We start from the raw sequence: 20,759 nt of genomic DNA, 5'->3' as shown, positions 1-20,759 counted from the left end.
CCCTGCAGACATCGTTCAAGATCCCCACCAACGGCAAGCCCAGCCCGTTGTTCGGGGCCTTGCCGTACACGCAACAACTGCTGCTGTTCGAAGAATTCGGCACGGAAAAACTCGACCCGACACTGCCGGCACCGCCCCTGACCTTCCCGGTTCCGACTGTCGGCCCGGCGCCCACGCAGGACCCCAACAGCATCGCCCGCAGTGGCCCGGCGGCCGCGGCGCTCGAAGCCTTCATGCGCCAGCCGGGGCTCTACCCGTTTCCGTCACAGTACTCCAACGTGCTGGACCGCAACCCGTGGAAAGCGCAAATCGAAGCCTTCCTCAACCGCCATCCGGTCGGCTCGCCGGCTGAAGGCCGTCCGCCAGGAAAAGGCTGGTCGCACCAGCGCTGGAACGAGTTCTACCCACAGGTCGCCTTCAAGACCGTGCAAGCGGGCGCCAAGCTCAACGGCGGCATGCGCGACCGTCGCCAGCTGCACAACTACGCCGTCGGCGAGTTCGGACCGGGCGGGCTGTACTACCAGACCTCGGACATCCCGGCCACCACGGGCACCACCAAAGGCATCGACACGCGCTTTCACCCCAACATGCCGATCCAGAACCACAAGGCGCTGTGGACGTTCGACGGCACCTTTCCGGTAAAACTGCTGATGGTACGCTACGGCCAACCGACGCTGATGCGGCACTACAACGCCCTGCCGATCGATCCGTCGGCCAACTCGGGTTTTGGCCTGCACACCATCACCACCCACGAACACAACGGTCACTCTCCGGCAGAAAGCGACGGCTATGCCAATGCGTTCTTCTTCCCGGGGCAGTACTACGACTATCGCTGGCCGATGCAACTGGCCGGGTACGACACCATCAACACCAAGGCTGAAGATCCGCGCGCGGCATTCCCCTGCGCCCCGGGCGAAACCCTGTACGTCAACGACGCCACGCCAGGCGTGAAGACCTGCAACAACGGCAGCATCAAGATCCGTGGCGACTGGCATGAAACCATGAGCACCCACTGGTTCCATGACCACATGCTCGATTTCACCGCGCAGAACGTCTACAAGGGCAACGCGGTGATGATGAACTACTACAGCGCCCTGGACCGCGGTAACGAAGCCTTCCAGGACGGCGTCAACCTGCGTCTGCCCAGCGGCTCGGCATTGCCCTGGGGTAACCGCGACTATGACGTCAACCTGCTGGTGGCCGACAAGGCCTGGGACGCCAATGGCCAACTGTGGTTCAACCCGTTCAACACCGACGGCTTCCTCGGCGACCAGATCCTCGTCAACTGGCAGTACCAGCCGCGCCTGAAAGTGCGTGCGCGCAGCTATCGGTTCCGCATCCTCAACGGCTCGGTGTCGCGCTACTTCAGGATCGCGCTGGTGCGTGAAGTCGCCGGCACCGGGGGTGAATTCCCCGGCCCGGCAGGTTCCGGCGTGTCCTATACCCGCGTGCCGTTCCACATGATCGCCAACGACGGCAACCTCATGGAACACGCCGTGCCGTTCGACGGCAGCATGGACCTGGACGGTGACGGCGATGTGCAGGACCACAACGCCATCCTGCCCACCCAGGGCATTGCCGAGCGCTTCGACATCATCGTCAACTTTGCGAAGAACGGGATCTCTGTCGGCGACAAGCTGTACTTCGTCAACCTGATGGAGCATCAGACCGGCAAGCAACCGGAAAAAACCCCGCTGAGCCTGGCCGATGTGCTGTCCGAGAAATACAAAGCGGTGCTCAAGCAAGGCAGCAAAGGGCTGGAATGGGACAAGGGCGACCCGGTGGTGGGCAAGTTCCTGCAACTGATTGTCCAGCCTTATGCCGGCCAGGACGTGAGCATGAACCCCGCCGACTACGAACCCGCCAAACCGGGTAAACCGGTGGGCAAGGTGATGATCCCGCTGACCATCAACCGCGACGATCCGGTGATGCAGGCCAAGATCAAGGCCGCGCGGCATCGCGAGTTCATCTTCGGCCGCTCCGACGGCACCGACGAAGCCCCCTGGACCATCAAGACCGACGGTGGCCTGGGCTACAACATGGACACACGACGGATCAGCGCCGCGCCGCAACTGGCCAACGGTCCGACCGATGCCGGCTTCTCCGGCGACGGCACCCTGGAAGTGTGGAAAATCAAGAACGGCGGCAACGGCTGGAACCACCCGGTGCACGTGCACTTCGAAGAAGGCACCATCCTCACCCGCGACGGCAAGGCGCCGCCCGAATGGGAAAAATGGGCACGCAAGGACGTCTATCGCATCGGCGAGGGCATCGACAGTTCGGTGGACGTGGAAATGGCGATCCGCTTCCGCGAATTCGCCGGGACCTACATGGAGCACTGCCACAACACCCAGCACGAAGACAACTCGATGCTGCTGCGCTGGGATATCGAGCACCCTGGCCAGTTCCAGCTGATGCCAACGCCCCTGCCCGGCTGGGACGGCGTCTCCTATGTGAACTCGGCCGCGTTGCCAACCTTCCGCACCGGCGATACCCGCAGCAATAACGAGGGTGATAACAAGAAACCGCTCGCCAACCCCGACAGCGCCACCAGCAACGGCCAACCGGTGACCATCAACGTGCTGGCCAACGACAGCGACCCTGACGGCAACGTGCCGCTCAAAGTGGTGGGCCTGGAGCAACCGGACTCGGGCAAGGGCACGGTGACTACCGATGGTGCGCGCGTGATCTACACACCACCGGCCACGATCCCCGCGCCGTTCACCGCGACCTTTACCTATAAGGCCGCCGATGCCAAGGGTGCGGAGTCGGCACCGGCGACGGTGTCCGTGGCGGTCTCGGCAGCGGTGGTCGAAAACCTGATCGTCACCGGCGCGACCGTCACCGCCCGCAGCAACGGCCGTTACTACTGGGTGCTGTCCGGCACCACCTCGCGTGGCCCGGGCAACAGCATCACGGCGACGGCCACGACCACCACCGGTACGGTGAACCTTGGCGCCGCCACCCTGACGCCTACGGCGACAGGCGCGCGCTGGAACATAGCGGTGACGACCGTCGGTAGCCCGCCATCGCCCAGCCCGACCGCGACCATCACATCGGCCTTCGGCAAAACCGTGACGGTGCCTGTGCACTAGAGCGAATTGATCGGCGCCCGGTCCGCGGCGCCCGGTCCATGCAATGTGGACCGGGCGCTTTTTTTTTGGGCCTTCACTGATTTGAAGATCACTTGTAGGAGCCGGCTTGCTGGCGATGGTCGTTAACGAAAACGCGTGTGAACTGGATAAACGCGGCGCGCTTGAGTCCATCGCCAGCAAGCCGGCTCCTACAAGGATTGAGGGTCACGCGATTCCGTGTAGGAGCTGGCTTGTCGGGTCGCCGCATCGCAGCGATGGTCGTTAACGATAACGCGTGCGACCTGGATAAACAGTCCATCGCCAGCAAGCCGGCTCCTACAGGTACCGCGTTATCGGGCAGGCTCCAGTCAGCGCTGCGGCGCCACCATCCGAAAGCGGATATTGATCTCGTTGGACACCACACTGTCCGCCCACTCGCCCTCGCCCATCTTGAAGTCGTCACGCTTGAGCACCAGTTCGCCATCGAAGATGCCGACGGAGCTCCCCGACTTCAGCAGCACCGGCACGCTCACCTCCCGAGTGAGCCCGCGCAGGGACAGGTTGCCGGTGAAGGTATAGCGGTTATCGCCAAGGGACTTGATGGACGTCGACTCGAAGGTCGCCACCGGATAGGTTTGCGTGTCGAACCACGCCGGTTTTTGCAGCTCGGTGTTGGCGTTGCTGCTGCCGGCGTCGATGCTGTTCAGGTCGATGGTCAGCACGGCGTGGGCACCGCCGGGGTTATCGGTGTCGAAGTCCAGATTGGCCTTGAACTTGCTAAAGGTGCCGTAGGCTCTCGAACCCATCTGCTCATAGGTGAAACTCAAGGTGCTGGCCCTGGCGTTCACCGCCTTGTATTCCACGGCCTCGGCGAACTGAGCCGGGCCGAACAGCAAGGTGCCGGCCAGAGCGACGCAACGCGCGGATCGAAGGTTCATGGCACTCTCCGGGAGGGCTCCCGTCCTGAGTTGGCGTGCCGCGCAAGAAGGCCGGCACCAGATGGACTAAAGCAAACAACCGGCGTTTATTCCACCTTGCCCACTGATTTGCGACCACCTGTCGCTACCCGCAGTCCTCGCGCTGCCACGCCCGCCGCAACAGCTCGATCACCTCGGCATCCCGGGTCTGGGAAAAGTCCATGTACCAATGGCCAATCGACGTGAACCAATCGGGCATCAGCGGGCAGACCAGCTCATCCACCTCGCTGCGCAGGGCTTGCAGCGTCTCGATCGGCGCCACCGGCACCGCCACCACGATGCGCGCTGGCGCCTGCAGCTTCAGCGCCTGGATCGCCGCACGCATCGACGCGCCGGTGGCCAGGCCGTCGTCGATCAGGATCACCACCTGGTCCTTGAGCTGCACCGGCGGCCGCGTGCCACGGTAGACCTGCTCGCGGCGCAGCAGCTCGCGGGTTTCCCGCTCGACCACGGCGTCGAATTCGCCGCGAGCGATCGGGTGCGCGCGCAGTGCCTCTTCATTACGAATCTGGATACCGCCGCTGGCAATCGCACCCATGGCGTACTCTGGACGGGACGGCACGCCGAGCTTGCGCACCAGCATCAGGTCCAGGCGAACCTTCAGCGCCGTGGCCACCTCATAGGCCACCGGCACGCCGCCACGGGGCAGGGCCAGAACGATGACTTCGGGGTGATTGGCGTAAGGCAGCAGCGGCTCGATCAAACGCCGCCCGGCCGCCGGCCGGTCTTGCAGGATGGAATGGGACAAGGGGTTCATCTCCCCAGGCGATTGCGCCTGTCTTTTTCAGTCACACCGTCCTTTTGTGGCGAGGGTTTTGTGGCGAGGGGGCTTGCCCCCGTTGGGCTGCGCAGCAGCCCCCCAAAATATCGCGATCAGTACAATTTTTTGCGAGCGCTTCGCACTCGAACGGGGGCAAGCCCCCTCGCCACAAAGTTCAGTGAACAGCATGCCCCTCCCGCTGCGTCCCGCCTACACCAACCGCTCAATCTTCTGATGCTGCCACACCAGTTTGTAATACAGCGTCTGCAACACCAGCATCCCCAGATACGCTACCGGAAACGCCATCCACACCCCTTGCAGCCCGAACTTCGCATCCAGCAGATACGCCGCCGGCAACTGAATCCCCACCACGCAGACAATGGAAATCGCCACTGGCACCATCACCGTGCCGCTGGCACGCATGATGCCGCCGATGATCGCCTGGAAGCCGAACACCAACAGGCTCCAGAGCATGATGTGCAACAGGTGCTCAGCCATGTTGAGTGTCGCCTCTTCGGTCAGGAACGACGCCAGCAACCAGCTCGACAACAAGTACCCGAGCACCACCAGGCCACCGGTCAGGCACACGTTGATCAACAGCCCGGTCTTCAGGATCGGCCCGATACGCTCGATGCGCCCCGCCCCGATCGCCTGCGCCCCAAGAATCGACGCGGTAATCGCAATCGACAACGCGGGAAACTGCACGTAATTGACGATCTGCGTCACCGCGCCATACGCCGCCGTCGCCTGGGAACCGTGCTGGTTCACCAGCGCCAGAATCACCAGCTCCGACAACGACAACACCACCATCTGCAACCCGGTGGGCAAACCGATGCGCAGCACCTTGCCGAGGATCGCCATGTCCAGCTTCATCGCCGCAAAGAACTCGCGGTCCGGCGCCAGCGGATGGCCCTTGCCAATCAAGCGCCACGCCAGCAGCCCCATCGCCACCAGGTTACCCACCAGCCCGGCAATCGCCGCACTCTGAATGCCCATCGGCGCAAAACCCAACCACCCGCGAATCAACGCCGGCGTCAGCGCCAGCCCGACCATGGTCGACACCACTAGCGCCAACAGCGGCGACAACGTATCGCTGACCCCGCGCAACAACTGCGTGAACAGCACAAACACCAACAGCGACGGCATGATCCACAACATCACATGGGCATACGCCACCGCATCGTCCAGCACATCCGCCGGCGTGCCCAACCCGACCAACGCCGACCGCGCAAAGACACTCCCCACCACCGCCGCCACCAACCCGATCAACACCCCCAACAACACCGTCGCCCCGGCAATCGCTTTCACCAGATGCGTCTCCCGCGCCCCCCACGCCTGGCCGATCAACACCCCCGCGCCCGCACCGAGGCCGATCACCAGGGCAATGAAAAAGAACACGATGGGGAACATCCCCGACACCGCCGCCAACGCCTGGGTACCGAGCATCTGGCCGATGTAGATGCTGTTGACCGTGCCGGACATCGATTGCAGGAAGTTCGACAGGACCATCGGGGCGAGGAAAAACAGGTAGGTTTTCCAGAGGGAGCGTTGGGGGCTGGGGGTTTGCATGGGCGAAGATCCATCTCGAGGGCGGGAGCGATGATTAAGGATAGCGTTGGTGGCTGGAAGCAAGGGGCGAAGACCATCTCAGGTCTGTGTTCATATTTCCAGCGACCTGAGGTGAAAGGTCTGAAGTGGCGCCCGATTTTTTGTCCGATCAGTAAAGTCTTGAAAGCTGCTGGTATCTCGGCAGCGCTATTTGAATTGCCGCTTATACTGATCGAGCAACCTGGGTTTGCCATCCGTGTCGTATTCTCCTCGCACAGTGTCGCGTTCGGAGTGACATCTTCGGGCAAGACAAAGACTTACAGGTAGACAAAAAGCGCGATGGGTCATCAGATCGTGAACAGCGCGACCTTTCATATCGCCTGACTAATGATCAGTAGATCGATTCACTATCCGATTCAAGGAATGGAGAAGCAGGTTTATGAAAGAACCACTACCTAGAGCCTTTGGCTGTGCGATGTTATTGCTCGCCTCTTTGACATCCACCCTCACCCACGCAACGGACATTACTCCCGCCGAAACGAAAGCCATCGCCGAGGAGGGCTACGTCTACGGTCTGCCCATCGTGATGAACTACGCGATCATGTACGAGTACGCAGTGGACAAGAACTCCAGCCAGTACAAGGCGCCGTTCAACCAGATCGATAGCTTGCATCACGTCGCGACCTACAAGGACACGGCCATCGTCTCACCGAACAGCGACACGCCCTATTCCATGCTGTTCATGGACCTGCGCAGCGAGCCGATCGTGCTCTCGGTACCAGCGGTAGAGAAACCGCGGTACTACACGGTGCAACTTATCGATGGCAACACTTACAACTTCGGTTACATCGGCAGCCGTACCACCGGCGATGAAGCCGGCGATTACATGGTAGCCGGCCCCGAATGGAAAGGCGCGACTCCGCCGGGCATCAAGAAGGTGTTTCATTCCCGCACGCAACTGCCCTTCGCGGTCTTCCGGACCCAGCTCTTCAACTCGGCGGATATGCCCAATGTCGTAAAGATCCAGTCCGGCTACAAGGCACAACCGCTTTCCGCCTATCTCAAGCAACCCGCGCCACCTGCCCCGCCACCGATTGATTTCCCGAAGATCGACAAAGACCTGGTGAAGACCGACTTCTTCAAGTACCTGGGCTTTGCCTTGCAGTTCGATCCCGCCGCACCGGATGAAGTGGCGATCCGCGAGAAACTTGCACGAATCGGCGTAGGGAAGGATTTTAACTTCCAGGCTCTATCGGCCGAGCAGAAGTCCGCCATCGTTCAGGGCATGCAGGCCGGGCATGCGAAGGTCGCGGATGGGATCAAGAATCTCGGCACGAAGATCAACGGCTGGAACATTGCCGGTGCCGGTGGCAACAGTGCCTTTTATAACGGCGACTGGCTGAAGCGCGCTGCCGTGGCGCAAGCGGGCATCTATGCCAACGACGCCGATGAGGCCACGTATCCGATAACCAGTACCTTACCCAATGGCGAGCGACTCGACGGCAGCAAACACAACTACACGATCACCTTTGCTGCCGGGCAACTCCCTCCAGTCAATGCTTTCTGGTCGGTGACGATGTACGACGGCAAGTCGCAACTGCTGATCAAGAATCCGATCAATCGCTACCTCATCAACGCGCCGATGCTACCCGACATGAAGAAGAACGCCGACGGCTCGCTGACGCTGTACATCCAGAAGGATTCACCCGGCGCAGACAAGGAAAGCAACTGGCTACCTGCACCGAATGATCTGATCTACATGGTGATGCGCCTGTATTGGCCGAAGACGCAAGCACCTTCCATCCTGCCTCCTGGCAAAGGGACATGGAGTCCACCGCAGATCGTCAAAGTTACCTGACCCACCAACGACCGTATCCAGCGGACGGCCCTGATGAGCCGCCGCTGGCCGCCGGCTTGGTGCGTTGCCCAGGCTTTGCAATGGAGCCCGTGGTACTCCCCGTCACTTCAGCATTACTTGCCTCTATATCGGACATTGTTTTCCACAAGCGACGTCGTATCGGCCAAGAATGATGGCCAAGGGCTACGCTCTCCACGATTTCTCAAATACACCGCGTCCATGCCGGCAATCGATTTGCCTCCATGGCTTAAGCGATAAAACCTGTGGCGAGGGGGCAAGCTCCCTCGCCACAGTGAGAGGCTCGTCTTCAGGTATCAGTCCTGCCCCAGTTTCCCGGTTCGAATACATGGAGTAAGCGTACATGCCCTTCCCCCCTCGTTTCCTCGACCACTACCGTAAAGCCGACCGCATCATGCTGGGGCTGATCTGGCTGATGTTCGTGTTCGCGGTGGGCCTGGCATTCTGGCACGACACGTTCAAGCAGGCGTTGCTGGTCGGCGGTGGCACCAGTGTGCTGTTGACCCTGCTGTATCGCGCCATCGGCGGGTCGCGGTTGATGCGTTGTTTGCTCGGCGTGGGCTTGATGGTAATGGCGGCATTGCACATCAATCAGGCCGAGGGGGTCATTGAGTCGCACTTCGGGATTTTTGCGTTGTTGGCGGTGTTGACGTTTTATCGGGACTGGCTGCCGATCCTGGTGGCGGCGCTGACGATTGCGCTGCATCACGTGGTGTTTCATGTGCTGCAGCATCAGGGTTTTCCGGTGTTTGTGATGGCCCATCACGGTGGCTGGACGATGGTGTTCGTCCACGCCTTTTATGTGGTGATGGAGACGGTCGCGCTGCTCTATCTGGCGCTGCACAGCCAGGCCGATGCGGTGGAGAGCCAGGACATGCTGGACAAGATGCTCGCCACTGCGTCGCAGTTCACCGTCGGTGCCGGCCAGGGTGACAAGGCGCGGGTGCATGTGTCGCTGGCGCAGCGTTTCGATCAGTTCCTCGGGCAGATCACTGCGTTGGTGGACGGCGTGGTGCGTGACTCTCAGGGTCTGGGTCAGTTGGGCCAGGAGTTGGCCAAGGCGAGCAATACGCTGGAGAAAGGCGCCAAACATCAGTTGACGGAAATCGCGCAGATGACCGGGTCGATGCAGCGCATGGGCGATGCGATGGAGCACATCGTGGTGCACGTCGAGCATGCCGTTGAACATGCCGGCCAGGCCAGCGTGCAGATCACCCGCGGGCAGGAAAGCGTGAACCGTGCGCAACAGGAAATCACTCAACTGGCCTCGCGCCTGCAAGGCACCAATGAAACCGTGCAGGCGCTGGCCGCGCAGGCGCAGCAGATCGGTACGGTGCTTGAAGTGATCAGCAGCATCGCCGAGCAGACCAACTTGCTGGCGCTCAACGCGGCGATCGAAGCGGCGCGCGCCGGCGAGCAAGGCCGGGGCTTTGCCGTGGTGGCCGATGAAGTGCGCAGCCTGGCGCAGCGCACGGCGGTGTCGACCAAGGAAATCAGGACCATCATCGAGGCCTTGCAGCAAGGCAGCCGCAAAGCCGTGGAGGCCATGCAGGACAGTCGCGAAGGTGTCGAGCGCTGCGTCGAGGACAGTCAGTTGGCGGCGGCGATGCTGCAGGCCATCGGCAGTGACATCTCGCACATCGATGAACTCAATGGGCGGATTGTCACCACGACCCGCGAACAGTCCTCGGCGAGTTTCGAGATTGTCGGGCGCCTGCAGTCGGTGCAGAGCATTGCGCAGAACACGGCGGATGATGTGGAGACACTGGCGTCGAGCAGCCGTCAACTGCCGCCGATTGCCACGCGGCTGGATGCGTTGGGGCGGACGTTTCATCAGTGATGCAGCCATAAGCACCGCTGCGGAATAATTGACCACGAGCGTCTCCTGGACACCCGATTTGTATTCGCTAGCGATTGGGATGCTGCACCCTGGTTTTATGCAAATAAAATTGTGAAATAAAATGTGAAGACGGATCAGCTAAAAACCTTCACAAATCCACATAAAACCCAACAAAATAAGGCTTGTTAAACGATTATCCATGTGAAATAAAATGTGAAGATAATTCTGAGCATACGAACTGCCATGTCCTTAATCACATCAAAATCCTGGCTCGACCCGGTTCTCCCGGATTCATTGCCCCCATCGATCATTGATCTTGCGGATGCGTTGCCCAGAAAGACCCAGTTTCTAGCCGGGCGACTACCACCTGAAACCGCCGCACGACTCGGCCGCCTCCTGCAAATCACCAATACGTACTACTCGAACCTGATCGAAGGGCAATACACCGAGCCTGCCGATATGCAGAAAGCACAAACGGCGCCGGTCAAAGATCGTAAACGACTCAAAAGCCTGGCGGTTGAACAAATGGCGGTGCAAGCCTTGTTTGAGCGGACGTTGCGCCAGCGAGGCCCCTTTGCGTGGGGCGACATGTTCGCACCCGAGTTCGTGAGCGCAGCGCATAACCGGCTTTTTCGGGGAGCCAGTGACGCAGAACGTACATTGTCAGATGGCTCAATAATGCAACCCGGAATACTTCGCTCGGTCACGGGTCAAAACGTGATCGTCGGCAATCATGATGCGCCGGACGCTTCAGCCGTCGAGGTGATGCTGCGTCACCTTCAGTCAGGGTTTGGTCGGCAGACAGACCCTCGCCGCCAGTTGATTTCTTCACTGGCCTACCACCATAGACTCGCCTGGGTTCACCCCTTTACCGACGGGAATGGTCGAGTCGCCCGACTGATCACACATTTGCAGTTGGTGCGCCTGGGACTGGAGCCAACCCTTTGGTCACTGTCACGCGGTCTTGCGAGACGGCACCAGGATTACTACAGCGCCCTGACCATGGCCGACCGTGCACGAGAAGGTGATTTGGACGGACGTGGTCAATTGTCCCAGCGACGTTATTTCGAATTCATCGAGTTCATGCTGCAAGTTTGTCACGACCAGGTCGACTACATGATTGCCGCAGTGGATCCATCTCGACTGCGAGAGCGCGTAATACGCGCGTTTCGCTACAACGAGAGACTACTGCAGCAAGGTATCCGTGCGGAAAGTGCGCCAGCGATCATCGCGCTAATCACCCAGGGCAGCTTGCCACGCAATGAAATCAAGACGTTCACCGGCCTGACGCCGCGCCCGGCAATCGACGAGTTATCCAGGCTTGTAAAGCTCGGTCTGGTAGAAAGCCGAACGCCAAAATCCAGAATCGTGACCCCCGGCCTGCCCGCCTGGTTTGCCCAGGATGTCTTTCCAGACCTGCATCGTCGGTTTCAGTGACCCATCAACTCAGCAAAAATCACAACTCTATTGCATTGGCAGGGGCAGGCCCACCCGTCGCACCAATATTGCTCTACAGACTCAAACTATCTACATTTGAATCTATAGATGCAATACAAGGACACGATCATGGCCGTCCCCCTGCAACCCCAATCCTTCACAAAAAACCAATGCGTCACCGGCCTGCGCGCCGCCGTGAGCATTCTGGAAAAGTGGAAGGCCACCAGCGACCAGGCCTGTCGCATCCTGCGTATTTCCCGCAGTACCTACACCCGCGCCCGGCAGCGTGACCCGGATTGGGCGGTGGCGCTGGATGCGGATCAGATGCAGCGCATCAGCTTTGTGTTGAACATTCACGCGACGTTGCGGCTGGTGTTCGACAACCCGGACAACGTGTACGGCTTTGCCTCGATGGCCAATGACAACGAGTTTTTCAACGGGCGTTCGCCGCTGGAAATCATGGCCCAGGGCGACATGATTTCGCTGTATGAAACCTTCCGCCGCATCGACATGCTGCGGGGTGCGTTATGGTGATGGCGAGTGAGCTGTCGGTGTTTGCAGGTGGGTCGTTGCAGGCTTATCGCCTGGTCAATTCGAAGTTTCCGCCCATTGCGTTGTTCGATGACGTGGCGGACGCGGATGAGTTCGAACTGTTGTTCGAGATTCAGGCCCTGACCAATCCGCGGTTGAAGAATGAAGTGGGTCAGCTGGAGTTGATTGCGCGCAGCGAAATTCCGTTCGGGATTGCCGGTTGTTCTTACGCCATCGCGCCGTTTACCCATGTCAATCCGGCGGGTTCGCGGTTCAGTGACGGCAGTTTCGGGGTGTTGTACCTGGCGGATTCGATGGAAGCGGCGCTGGCTGAGGTAAGGCATCACCAGGGTCTGTATTGGTCGAGGGTACCGAGCCTGAACTATGAGCGGTTTGTGCTTCGTGGGTTGGCTTGTGCGTTTGGCGATGCAGGGATGAAGGACGCCACCGCCCTGCCGCCGACCGATCCGGTGTATGCGCCGGACGATTACAGCCATTCCCGTGTGCTGGGGCGCGCGGTGCGGGACGCCGGTTGTCCGGGTTTGCGCTATCACTCGGTGCGCATGCCGGGCAGTTATTGTTGGGCCTTGATGACGCCGAGGCCTGTGTCTTCGATCATTCAAGCGGCCCATTACGAGATGGTCTGGAATGGGCAGATCACCAGTGTGAGTCAGATCAGTAAGGCTTGAGCCCCGTTGTCAGGCACATGAAAACCTGTGGGAGCGAGCTTGCTCGCGATAGCTGTGTGTCAATCGACACATATGTTGAATGTGAAACTGCCATCGCGAGCAAGCTCGCTCCCACAGGGATATGCGATCCATTGACTGCATCGATAGTCACCATCATTTCAATGAAGTTCTCTTAAAAATTCCCCGGCGTAACATCAGCTCCATACCAACCCATAAGCACCCCGGAGCACACCATCATGAAACGCCAGACCCTCCTCAGCATCGCTTTCTCGGTTTTCGCAGTTAACGCTTTCGCCGCTACCTCTGCTCAACCTGTGGTCGCTGAAGGCGGCTCGGATCGTCTGATTGAAAGCCGTGTGGCCGAGGGTGGTTCCGACAAACTGCTGCAGAACCGCGTAGCCGAAGGCGGTTCCGACAAACTCCTGCAAAACCGCGTCGCTGAAGGCGGTTCCGACAAGCTCCTGCAGAACCGCGTAGCCGAAGGCGGTTCCGACCGTCTGATCGAAAGCCGCGCTGTCTGAATGCAGTGCTGTACCGCAGGACTCAACAAAAAGCCCGGCCTCAACAGCCGGGCTTTTTCGTGGCTCAGTGTTTGATCGGTGTCACCAGCACCTTTTCCTCGGTGTCGAGGACGAACACCGCCAACAGGCGTGCCGGTTGGGTGTCGCTGGCGTTGGCGCTGACCAGGTGCACGGAACCCGGCTCCTCTACGAAGTTTTCCCCGACGGTGTAGATCTTTTCCGGCTCGCCTTTGACTTTGATGCGAAACGAACCCTCCAACACCGTTGCATAGATGAAGGCCGTTTTCGGATGGGTATGGGCCGGTGATGCGGCACCCGGCCCATACTCGACGACCACGCCCCTCATGCTCTTGCCGGGGATGTTGGGAATCGGGCGGTCGAACACCACCGTCACCTTGCCGGGGGGCGGCTCGGCGGCCGATGCTGCGCTGATCGAGAGTGCTGCGAAGATTGCAGCCATTAGCAATCGGGTAATCATGGGACTTCTCCTGGATGCGTAGGGAAATGTGCGCGTGCGATCGGTTACTGCGGCGTCGACCGGGCCAGCCAGTCGTCGAAGCGGATCGCGCCCAGGCGTGCGTTCTTGCCGGTGACCAGCGATTGATCGTCGAGCACCGAGCCGAAGTAACGGGCATGCACATCCGGCACGACCTTGCGGCTGTCCCGGGTCGCTCGCAGATAGCGCCTGACCAGTTCGTCGATCGGCAGGGTTTCCGGGCCACCGACTTCAACCGTGCCATTGACCGGCGCTGCCAGCACGACATCGGCCAGCGCCGCTACGACGTCGTCGGACGCTATCGGCTGGATCAGCGCCGGCGAAGCATGAATTTCCTCGCCAACGGCGAACGACTGGACAATGCCGCCGGCGAACTCGGAGAACTGCGTGGCACGCACAATGGTGTAGGGAACGCTGGATGCCTTGATCAGGGCTTCCTGCGCGACCTTGGCGCGGAAATAGCCGTTTTCGGGAAGCCGTTCGCTGCCGACAATCGACAGGGCAACGTGATGCCGGACACCGGCGGCGGCTTCAGCGGCCAGCAGGTTACGGCTCGAAGTTTCAAAGAAATCGAGGACGGCCTGGTCCTCCCACGATGGCGCGTTCGCCACGTCGACCACCACGTCAGCGCCATCCATCGCTTCGGCCAGGCCTTCGCGGGTGATGCTGTTCACGCCAGTGCTGGGGCTGGCGGCGAATGCGTCATGGCCGCGCTCGCGCAGGGTGTTCACAAGTTTCGATCCGATGAGGCCGGAGCCTCCGATGACGACGATCTTCATGACTGTTCTCCACTTGTCGACTGCAACCATTGCGTCGGTGTAGAGAGATTGCCTGCGCACACCCGGCAAGTCCTTGCGCCGGGCTTGGGTTTGCCTTGGCGAACGCTTGGATTTTTGTCCAAGGCGACTGAGGTTCCTCCAACCGCCCTTGCCGCAGACTGTGCAGCGGATGTCGAGCTGCCTTATCATCTTCCCCTGCTACCAACCGCCAGCCGCCTGGAACACGGAGTTGAAGGCGCTTCGCCAGGGGATGCCCAACTTGCCATTCGCGTTTGAAGACTACGTGCTCGATCGGGAGCGCCGGGAGCTGACCCTGCGCGGGCAGGTCGTGGCCGTCGGACCGCAGGTCTTCGACCTGTTGCTGCTGTTCGTCAACAACCCCGATCGCGTCGTCGGCAAAGACGAATTGCTCAAGGCGGTATGGGGTGGCCGGATCGTTTCGGAATCGACGATCACCAGCCACATCAATGCAGTGCGCAAGGCCATCGGTGATAGCGGTGAGGAGCAGCGCCTGGTGCGCACTGTCGCCCGCAAGGGCTACCGCTTCGTCGGCCGGATCAACGGCGACTCGAGCGGGGAAACGCGACAGCCTGACCTCGACGAACGCGCAACCGCTGCCCCGAAGCCAACACCCTCCTCCCCGCTGGCGCTGCCGGACAAACCCTCGATCACCGTCCTGCCGTTCCAGAACCTGAGCGGCGACCCGGAGCAGGAATACTTCGCCGATGGCGTCGTGGAGGACATCATCGCCGCCCTGTCGCGTATCCGCTGGCTGTTCGTCATCGCGCGCAATTCGAGCTTCACCTACAAGGGTCAGGCGGTCGACGCCCAAGGCGTTGGCCTGGAGCTGGGCGTGCGCTACGTACTCGAAGGCAGCGTGCGCAAGTGTGGGAACAAGGTGCGCATTACCGGGCAACTGATCGACGCGACGAGCGGGACGCACCTCTGGGCGGAGCGCTTCGAAGGCTTGCTCGACGATATCTTCGAACTGCAAGACCAAGTCACCGAAAGCGTCGTCGGCGCCATTGCGCCACAACTGGAACGGGCAGAAATCGAACGCGCCAAGCGCAAGCCGACGGAAAGCCTGGACGCCTACGACTATTACCTGCGCGCCATGGCCAAATTGCACCGCGGCACCCGGGAAGCCATCGAGCAGGCGCTGCCGATGTTCTACCAGGCCATCGAACTCGATCCGGAGTTTGCCTCGGCCTACGGCATGGCCGCCTGGTGCCACTTCTGGCGCAAGCTCAATGGCTGGATGACCGATCGGCCTGCGGAAATCACCGAGGGCATACGGCTGGCGCGCCTGGCGGTGACCCTTGGTCGCGATGATGCGGTCGCCCTGACCCGCGGCGGGCATGCGCTGGCTCATCTCGCTGGCGAAGTCGACGCCGGCATCGCGCTGCTGGACCGCGCGCGCCTGCTCAACCCCAACCTGGCCCCTGCCTGGTTTCTCGGCGGTATCCTGCGGGCCTTGCACGGTGAAACGGACGCCGCCATCGAGAATTTGAACCATGCCGTGCGCCTGAGTCCGCTGGATCCGGAAATGTTCAGGATGCAGGTCGGGATGGCGCTCGCGCACTTCTTCGCCGGGCACTTCGATGCCGCTGCGGACTGGGCGGAAAAGGCCTTGGGCAACCTGCCGAGCCTGCTGGTCGCGGCGGCGCTGGTGGCGGCCAGTCATGCGCTCGGCGATCGAATGGATAAAGCGGATGTGGCGATGCAGCGCCTGCAAAAAATCGATCCCTCCTTGCGCCTGGGCACACTCAAGGACTGGCTGCCGATTCAACGGCCCGAGGATTTCGCCCGCTTCGTCGATGGACTGCGACTGGCAGGTTTGCCGGAGTAAAGGCGACCCTGTAGGAGCGAGCTTGCTCGCGATGGTCGCTAACGATTACGCGTGATGACTGGCTTAACTCGGTGCTCTTGCGTTCATCGCGAGCAAGCTCGCTCCTACAGGAACCAGGTCGTGCGTTGGCATTCACCTGGCAAAAATCACACATTGCAACTGTAGGCTAAGCTTTGAGCAACTCGTTGCTCATGATGCTCGGTTCTTTAGGTTTTGGGTGTTTCTGGAGAGCGTCTGCAACAGCGATCTCAGACTGGCCCAAACCTTTCACGCAGGATTGACGTGATGACCGAGCCCCTCCTCAGTTTTGATGCACTCAAACGCGCCGCGGCTGCCGGCGAAATCGATACCGTACTGGTCTGCATGGTCGACATGCAGGGACGCCTGGTCGGCAAGCGCTTCCAGGTCGAGTTTTTCATCGACAGCGGCCATGAAGAAACCCACTGCTGCAACTACCTGCTGGCCGACGACATCGACATGGAGCCGGTGCCGGGTTACGCGGCGGCCAGCTGGAGCAAGGGCTACGGCGATTTCGTGCTCAAGCCCGACATGTCCACCCTGCGGCGCGTGCCCTGGCTTGAATGCACGGCGCTGGTGCTGTGCGACGTGCTCGATCATCACCATCGCCAGGACCTGCCCCACAGCCCTCGGGCGATCCTGAAAAAGCAGGTCGAGCGTCTACGTGAACGCGGCTATACCGGCATGTTCGCCTCGGAGCTCGAGTTCTATCTGTTCGATGAGACTTACGAGGCGATCCACAAGCGCAACTATCACAAACCGAAAACCGCCGGCCATTACATCGAGGACTACAACATCCTCCAGACCACCCGCGAAGAGCCGGTGCTGCGGGCGATCCGCAAGCACTTGCAGGCCTCGGGCATTCCCGTGGAAAACTCCAAGGGTGAGTGGGGCCCCGGCCAGGAAGAGATCAACATCCGCTACGCCGACGCCATGACCATGGCCGACCACCACGTCATCATCAAGCACGCCTGCAAGGAGATCGCGCAGTTGCAGGGCAAGGCGATCACCTTCATGGCCAAGTGGCGCTACGACGCCGCCGGTTCCAGCAGTCACATCCATAATTCGCTGTGGGACAAGAACGCCAGGAAGCCGCTGTTCTTCGACGCGAAAGCCGAGTTCGGCATGTCGAAACTGATGCGTGCCTGGGTGGCCGGGCAGCTCAAGTACGCCAACGACATCACCTGTTTTCTCGCGCCCTATATCAACTCCTACAAGCGCTTCCAGGCCGGCACATTTGCCCCGACCCGGGCGGTCTGGAGCCGCGACAATCGCACCGCCGGCTTTCGCCTGTGTGCCGAAGGCAGCAAGGCGATCCGCATCGAATGCCGCATCGGCGGTGCCGACCTCAATCCCTATCTGGCCTTCGCTGCGCTGATCGCGGCGGGCCTGGCCGGTGTCGACGAAAAACTCGACCTCGTGCCGCCGTTCGAGGGTGACGCCTACCAGGATGAGCATCTGCCGGAAGTGTCCAAGACCCTGCGCGACGCGAGCGCCGCACTCAAGGCCTCCGCCATGTTGCGCGAGGCGTTCGGCGATGAGGTGGTCGACCATTACGTGCACACCGCCGAGTGGGAGCAGAAGGAGTACGACCGGCGAATCACCGACTGGGAATTGCAGCGTGGTTTCGAGCGCTATTGAGACGACCATGACAGAGAAGATTCAGCTCATCTCCCCGGTCGACGGCCGGGTGTACGCCGAACGCGAGGTGGCCGACGCCGCACAGGTCGAGCAGGCACTGGCGGCCGCTGCTACTGCACAGGCGTCATGGCAACGCCGCCCGCTGAGCGAACGCGCGGCGTTTTGCACTGCCGCGGTGGACGCGATGCTGTCGATGCAGGCCGACATCGTGCCGGAGCTGGCCTGGCAGATGGGCCGCCCGGTGCGTTATGGCGCCGGTGAACTGCGCGGTTTTGCCGAACGCGCCCGGCACATGATCGCCATCGCACCGCAGGCCCTGGCCGCTATAGAGCCGGAGCCCAAGGCGGGCTTTCGGCGCTATATCAAACGCGAACCGCTGGGCACGGTGCTGGTGGTCGCTCCGTGGAACTACCCCTATCTGACGGCGGTGAACACCATCATCCCGGCGCTGATGGCCGGCAACAGCGTGATCCTCAAGCACGCGTCGCAAACCCTGCTGGTGGGCGAGCGTTTCGCCGAGGCCATGCGTCGCGCAAAACTGCCCGAAGGGCTGTTCCAGAATCTGCTGCTCAACCATGTGTCGACCGGGGCGCTCATTGCTGGCGGGCGCGTGCAGCAAGTGAATTTCACCGGTTCCGTGGAGGCTGGCAAAGTCCTGGAAAGCGCCGCCAGCGGGCAATTTCTCGGCATGGGCCTGGAACTCGGCGGCAAAGACCCGGCCTATGTCCGAGCAGACGCCAACCTTGAATATGCGGTGGAAAATCTGGTGGACGGCAGTTTCTTCAATTCCGGACAGAGTTGCTGCGCCGTGGAACGCCTCTACGTCGACCAGAAAATCTTCCCGGCGTTTGTCGAGCGCTTCGCCGAACTGACCCGCCAGTACGTGCTGGGCAACCCGCTGGACGAAGCCACCACCCTCGGTCCGCTGGTGACACCGGGCGCCGCCTTCTTCGTGCGTGGCCAGATCGCCGAAGCGCTGGCCCAGGGCGCGACGGCGCTGATCGATGCGCAGGCATTTGCCGCCGACGTACCGGGCAGTGCTTATCTTGCGCCGCAAGTGCTGGTGGACGTGAACCATCAGATGTCGGTCATGCGCGACGAAAGCTTTGGCCCGGTGGTCGGCATCATGCCGGTGGCCAGCGATGAAGAAGCCATCGCCTTGATGAACGACAGCGAGTTCGGGCTCAGCGCGTCCATCTGGACCCAAGACCTCGCCGCGGCCGAACGCCTGGGCAACGAGATCGCCACCGGCACGCTGTTCATGAACCGCTGCGATTACCTCGACCCGGCACTGGCCTGGACCGGCGTGAAAAACAGCGGGCGCGGCGTCACCCTGTCGCCGTTGGGCTACGAGCACCTGACCCGGGCCAAATCCTTTCATCTGCGTCACGAGGTGTAGACCATGAACCTGACAGGAAACTGGAACTACCCCACGAGCGTTCGTTTCGGTGTCGGGCGCATCGCCGAGCTGGCCGACGCCTGTCGCAGCCAAGGTATCGAGCGGCCATTGCTGGTGACCGACAGCGGCCTGGCACGCGCGCCGATCACCACGGCGGCACTCGACGCACTGCGCGCCGCCGGTCTTGGCGTCGAATTGTTCTGTGACCTCAAGCCCAATCCGGTGGAAGCCAACCTGGCCGGCGGGCTCGACGCCTGGCGCGCCGGCAAGCACGATGGCGTGATCGCGTTCGGCGGCGGCAGTGGCCTGGACATGGGCAAGCTGATTGCCTTCATGAGCGGCCAGACCCGCCCGGTCTGGGACTTCGAGGACATCGGCGACTACTGGACCCGCGCCGACGACAGCCGCATCGCCCCGGTCATTGCCGTGCCGACCACCGCCGGGACGGGCTCGGAAGTCGGTCGTGCGGCGGTGATCATCGACGAGCGCACCCACACCAAGCGCATCATCTTCCACCCGAAAATGATGCCGCGCGTGGTGATCAGCGACCCCGCCCTCACCGTCGGCATGCCGGCGAAAATCACCGCCGGCACCGGCATGGACGCGTTATCCCATTGCCTGGAAGCGTACTGCGCCCCCGGCTTTCACCCCCTGGCCGACGGCATTGCCGTGGAAGGCATGCGCCTGGTCGCCAATGCTCTGGTGAAGGCGGTACACACGCCATCGGACCTCGAGGCGCGCGCGCAAATGCTCGCGGCGGCGGCGATGGGCGCCACGGCCTTCCAGAAGGGCCTGGGCGGGATGCATGCGCTCGCCCATCCGATTGGCGCGCTGTACGACACCCATCACGGCATGACCAATGCCACCCTGATGCCCTACGTCCTGCAGTTCAACCGCTCGGCCATCGAGGAGCGCATCACTCGCCTGGCAGCATACCTGCGCCTGCCGTCACCCGGCTTCGACAGTTTCCTGGCCTTCGTCCTCAAGCTGCGCAAGGACATCGCCGTGCCGCACACCCTGTTCGAGTTGGGAGTGGACGATAAACAGGCCGACCTGGTGACAGACATGGCGGTCGTCGACCCCTCCGCCGGCGGCAACCCGCTACCCCTGACCCGGGACGGCGTGGCAAAGATTTTCGATGCGGCGTTTCACGGCCGTCTGTAGGAGCGAGCCTGCTCGCGATGAACGTCAGCGATGACACGGGCAACCTGACACCCCGCGCCATCCTCAAGTCCATCGCAAGCAGGTTCGCCCCCACAGAAACCCAAGGTCGAGCCTACGGCGGCTCAGTTCGACCTGTCCAAAAACCGAAGGGGTACACATG

At 61.4% G+C, this 20,759-nt stretch carries 16 protein-coding genes; 11 read left to right on the top strand and 5 right to left on the bottom strand.

What is annotated here, in order from left to right; translation table 11 throughout:
* Positions 1 to 3,095 (top strand): Ig-like domain-containing protein (locus EI969_RS24830; RefSeq protein ID WP_160390095.1); only part of this gene is annotated, 3,095 nt, incomplete at its 5' end.
* Positions 3,096 to 3,442: 347 nt separating this feature from the next.
* Here the strand turns inward: EI969_RS24830 and EI969_RS24825 are convergent.
* The 3 genes from EI969_RS24825 to EI969_RS24815 all read right to left on the bottom strand — a co-directional run bounded on the left by EI969_RS24825 (position 3,443) and on the right by EI969_RS24815 (position 6,380).
* A complete protein-coding gene (locus EI969_RS24825; RefSeq protein WP_160390094.1) occupies positions 3,443 to 4,012 on the bottom strand; it encodes a YceI family protein in 570 nt (189 codons plus the stop codon).
* Positions 4,013 to 4,136: 124 nt separating this feature from the next.
* Positions 4,137 to 4,808 carry a phosphoribosyltransferase gene (locus EI969_RS24820; RefSeq protein WP_160390093.1) on the bottom strand — a complete coding sequence of 224 codons (672 nt, stop codon included), beginning with the start codon at positions 4,806 to 4,808 and terminating at the stop codon, positions 4,137 to 4,139.
* Positions 4,809 to 5,021: 213 nt separating this feature from the next.
* The gene (locus tag EI969_RS24815) at positions 5,022 to 6,380 is read right to left on the bottom strand and encodes an MATE family efflux transporter (protein ID WP_160390092.1); all 1,359 of its coding nucleotides are present in this window, start codon (positions 6,378 to 6,380) and stop codon (positions 5,022 to 5,024) included.
* Between the two features lie 418 nt (positions 6,381 to 6,798).
* Between EI969_RS24815 and EI969_RS24810 the strand changes: the two genes are divergently transcribed.
* The 6 genes from EI969_RS24810 (at position 6,799) to EI969_RS24785 (ending at position 13,253) form a co-directional block, all read left to right on the top strand.
* Positions 6,799 to 8,217: a DUF1254 domain-containing protein gene (locus EI969_RS24810; protein WP_160390091.1), complete on the top strand. Its 1,419-nt coding sequence runs from the start codon at positions 6,799 to 6,801 to the stop codon at positions 8,215 to 8,217.
* 361 nt (positions 8,218 to 8,578) lie between these two features.
* Positions 8,579 to 10,075 (top strand): methyl-accepting chemotaxis protein, encoded by a 1,497-nt coding sequence (locus tag EI969_RS30835; protein ID WP_160390090.1) that lies wholly within the window; start codon positions 8,579 to 8,581, stop codon positions 10,073 to 10,075.
* Between the two features lie 243 nt (positions 10,076 to 10,318).
* Positions 10,319 to 11,512: a Fic family protein gene (locus EI969_RS24800; protein ID WP_160390089.1), complete on the top strand. Its 1,194-nt coding sequence runs from the start codon at positions 10,319 to 10,321 to the stop codon at positions 11,510 to 11,512.
* A 129-nt stretch (positions 11,513 to 11,641) separates the two neighbouring features.
* On the top strand, positions 11,642 to 12,046 hold the full coding sequence (locus tag EI969_RS24795) for an antitoxin Xre-like helix-turn-helix domain-containing protein (RefSeq protein ID WP_160390088.1): 405 nt from the start codon (positions 11,642 to 11,644) through the stop codon (positions 12,044 to 12,046).
* Entirely contained in the window at positions 12,040 to 12,732 is a 693-nt protein-coding gene (locus tag EI969_RS24790; protein ID WP_160390087.1) for an RES family NAD+ phosphorylase, read from the top strand. The genes EI969_RS24795 and EI969_RS24790 overlap by 7 nt, the downstream gene beginning before the upstream one ends.
* Before the next feature lie 236 nt (positions 12,733 to 12,968).
* Positions 12,969 to 13,253, top strand: a complete 285-nt coding sequence (locus EI969_RS24785; RefSeq protein ID WP_160390086.1) for a hypothetical protein — start codon at positions 12,969 to 12,971, stop codon at positions 13,251 to 13,253.
* A 64-nt stretch (positions 13,254 to 13,317) separates the two neighbouring features.
* Here EI969_RS24785 and EI969_RS24780 read toward each other — a convergent pair whose 3' ends face one another.
* Positions 13,318 to 13,731 carry a cupin domain-containing protein gene (locus EI969_RS24780; protein WP_160390085.1) on the bottom strand — a complete coding sequence of 138 codons (414 nt, stop codon included), beginning with the start codon at positions 13,729 to 13,731 and terminating at the stop codon, positions 13,318 to 13,320.
* Between the two features lie 44 nt (positions 13,732 to 13,775).
* Complete coding sequence (locus EI969_RS24775) at positions 13,776 to 14,528, bottom strand: SDR family oxidoreductase (protein WP_160390084.1); 753 nt, start codon at positions 14,526 to 14,528, stop codon at positions 13,776 to 13,778.
* Between the two features lie 259 nt (positions 14,529 to 14,787).
* Here EI969_RS24775 and EI969_RS24770 point away from each other — a divergent pair, with 259 nt between their 5' ends.
* From EI969_RS24770 to EI969_RS24755, 4 genes are all read left to right on the top strand, one after another.
* Positions 14,788 to 16,377, top strand: coding sequence for a winged helix-turn-helix domain-containing tetratricopeptide repeat protein (locus tag EI969_RS24770; protein WP_160390083.1), 1,590 nt, complete (start codon positions 14,788 to 14,790; stop codon positions 16,375 to 16,377).
* Positions 16,378 to 16,662: 285 nt separating this feature from the next.
* Positions 16,663 to 18,036 carry a glutamine synthetase family protein gene (locus tag EI969_RS24765; protein WP_160390082.1) on the top strand — a complete coding sequence of 458 codons (1,374 nt, stop codon included), beginning with the start codon at positions 16,663 to 16,665 and terminating at the stop codon, positions 18,034 to 18,036.
* A 7-nt stretch (positions 18,037 to 18,043) separates the two neighbouring features.
* On the top strand, positions 18,044 to 19,435 hold the full coding sequence (locus EI969_RS24760) for an aldehyde dehydrogenase family protein (protein WP_160390081.1): 1,392 nt from the start codon (positions 18,044 to 18,046) through the stop codon (positions 19,433 to 19,435).
* A 3-nt stretch (positions 19,436 to 19,438) separates the two neighbouring features.
* Complete coding sequence (locus EI969_RS24755; RefSeq protein WP_160390080.1) at positions 19,439 to 20,599, top strand: iron-containing alcohol dehydrogenase; 1,161 nt, start codon at positions 19,439 to 19,441, stop codon at positions 20,597 to 20,599.
* Positions 20,600 to 20,759 lie beyond the last annotated feature (160 nt).

Origin of the sequence: Pseudomonas sp. PB101 (assembly GCF_009764265.1) — a bacterium.
In the GTDB taxonomy this organism is placed as follows: Bacteria; Pseudomonadota; Gammaproteobacteria; order Pseudomonadales; family Pseudomonadaceae; genus Aquipseudomonas.
The sequence above is the reverse complement of the archived record's forward strand: the minus strand, read 5'-3'. Positions and strand labels throughout refer to the sequence as shown.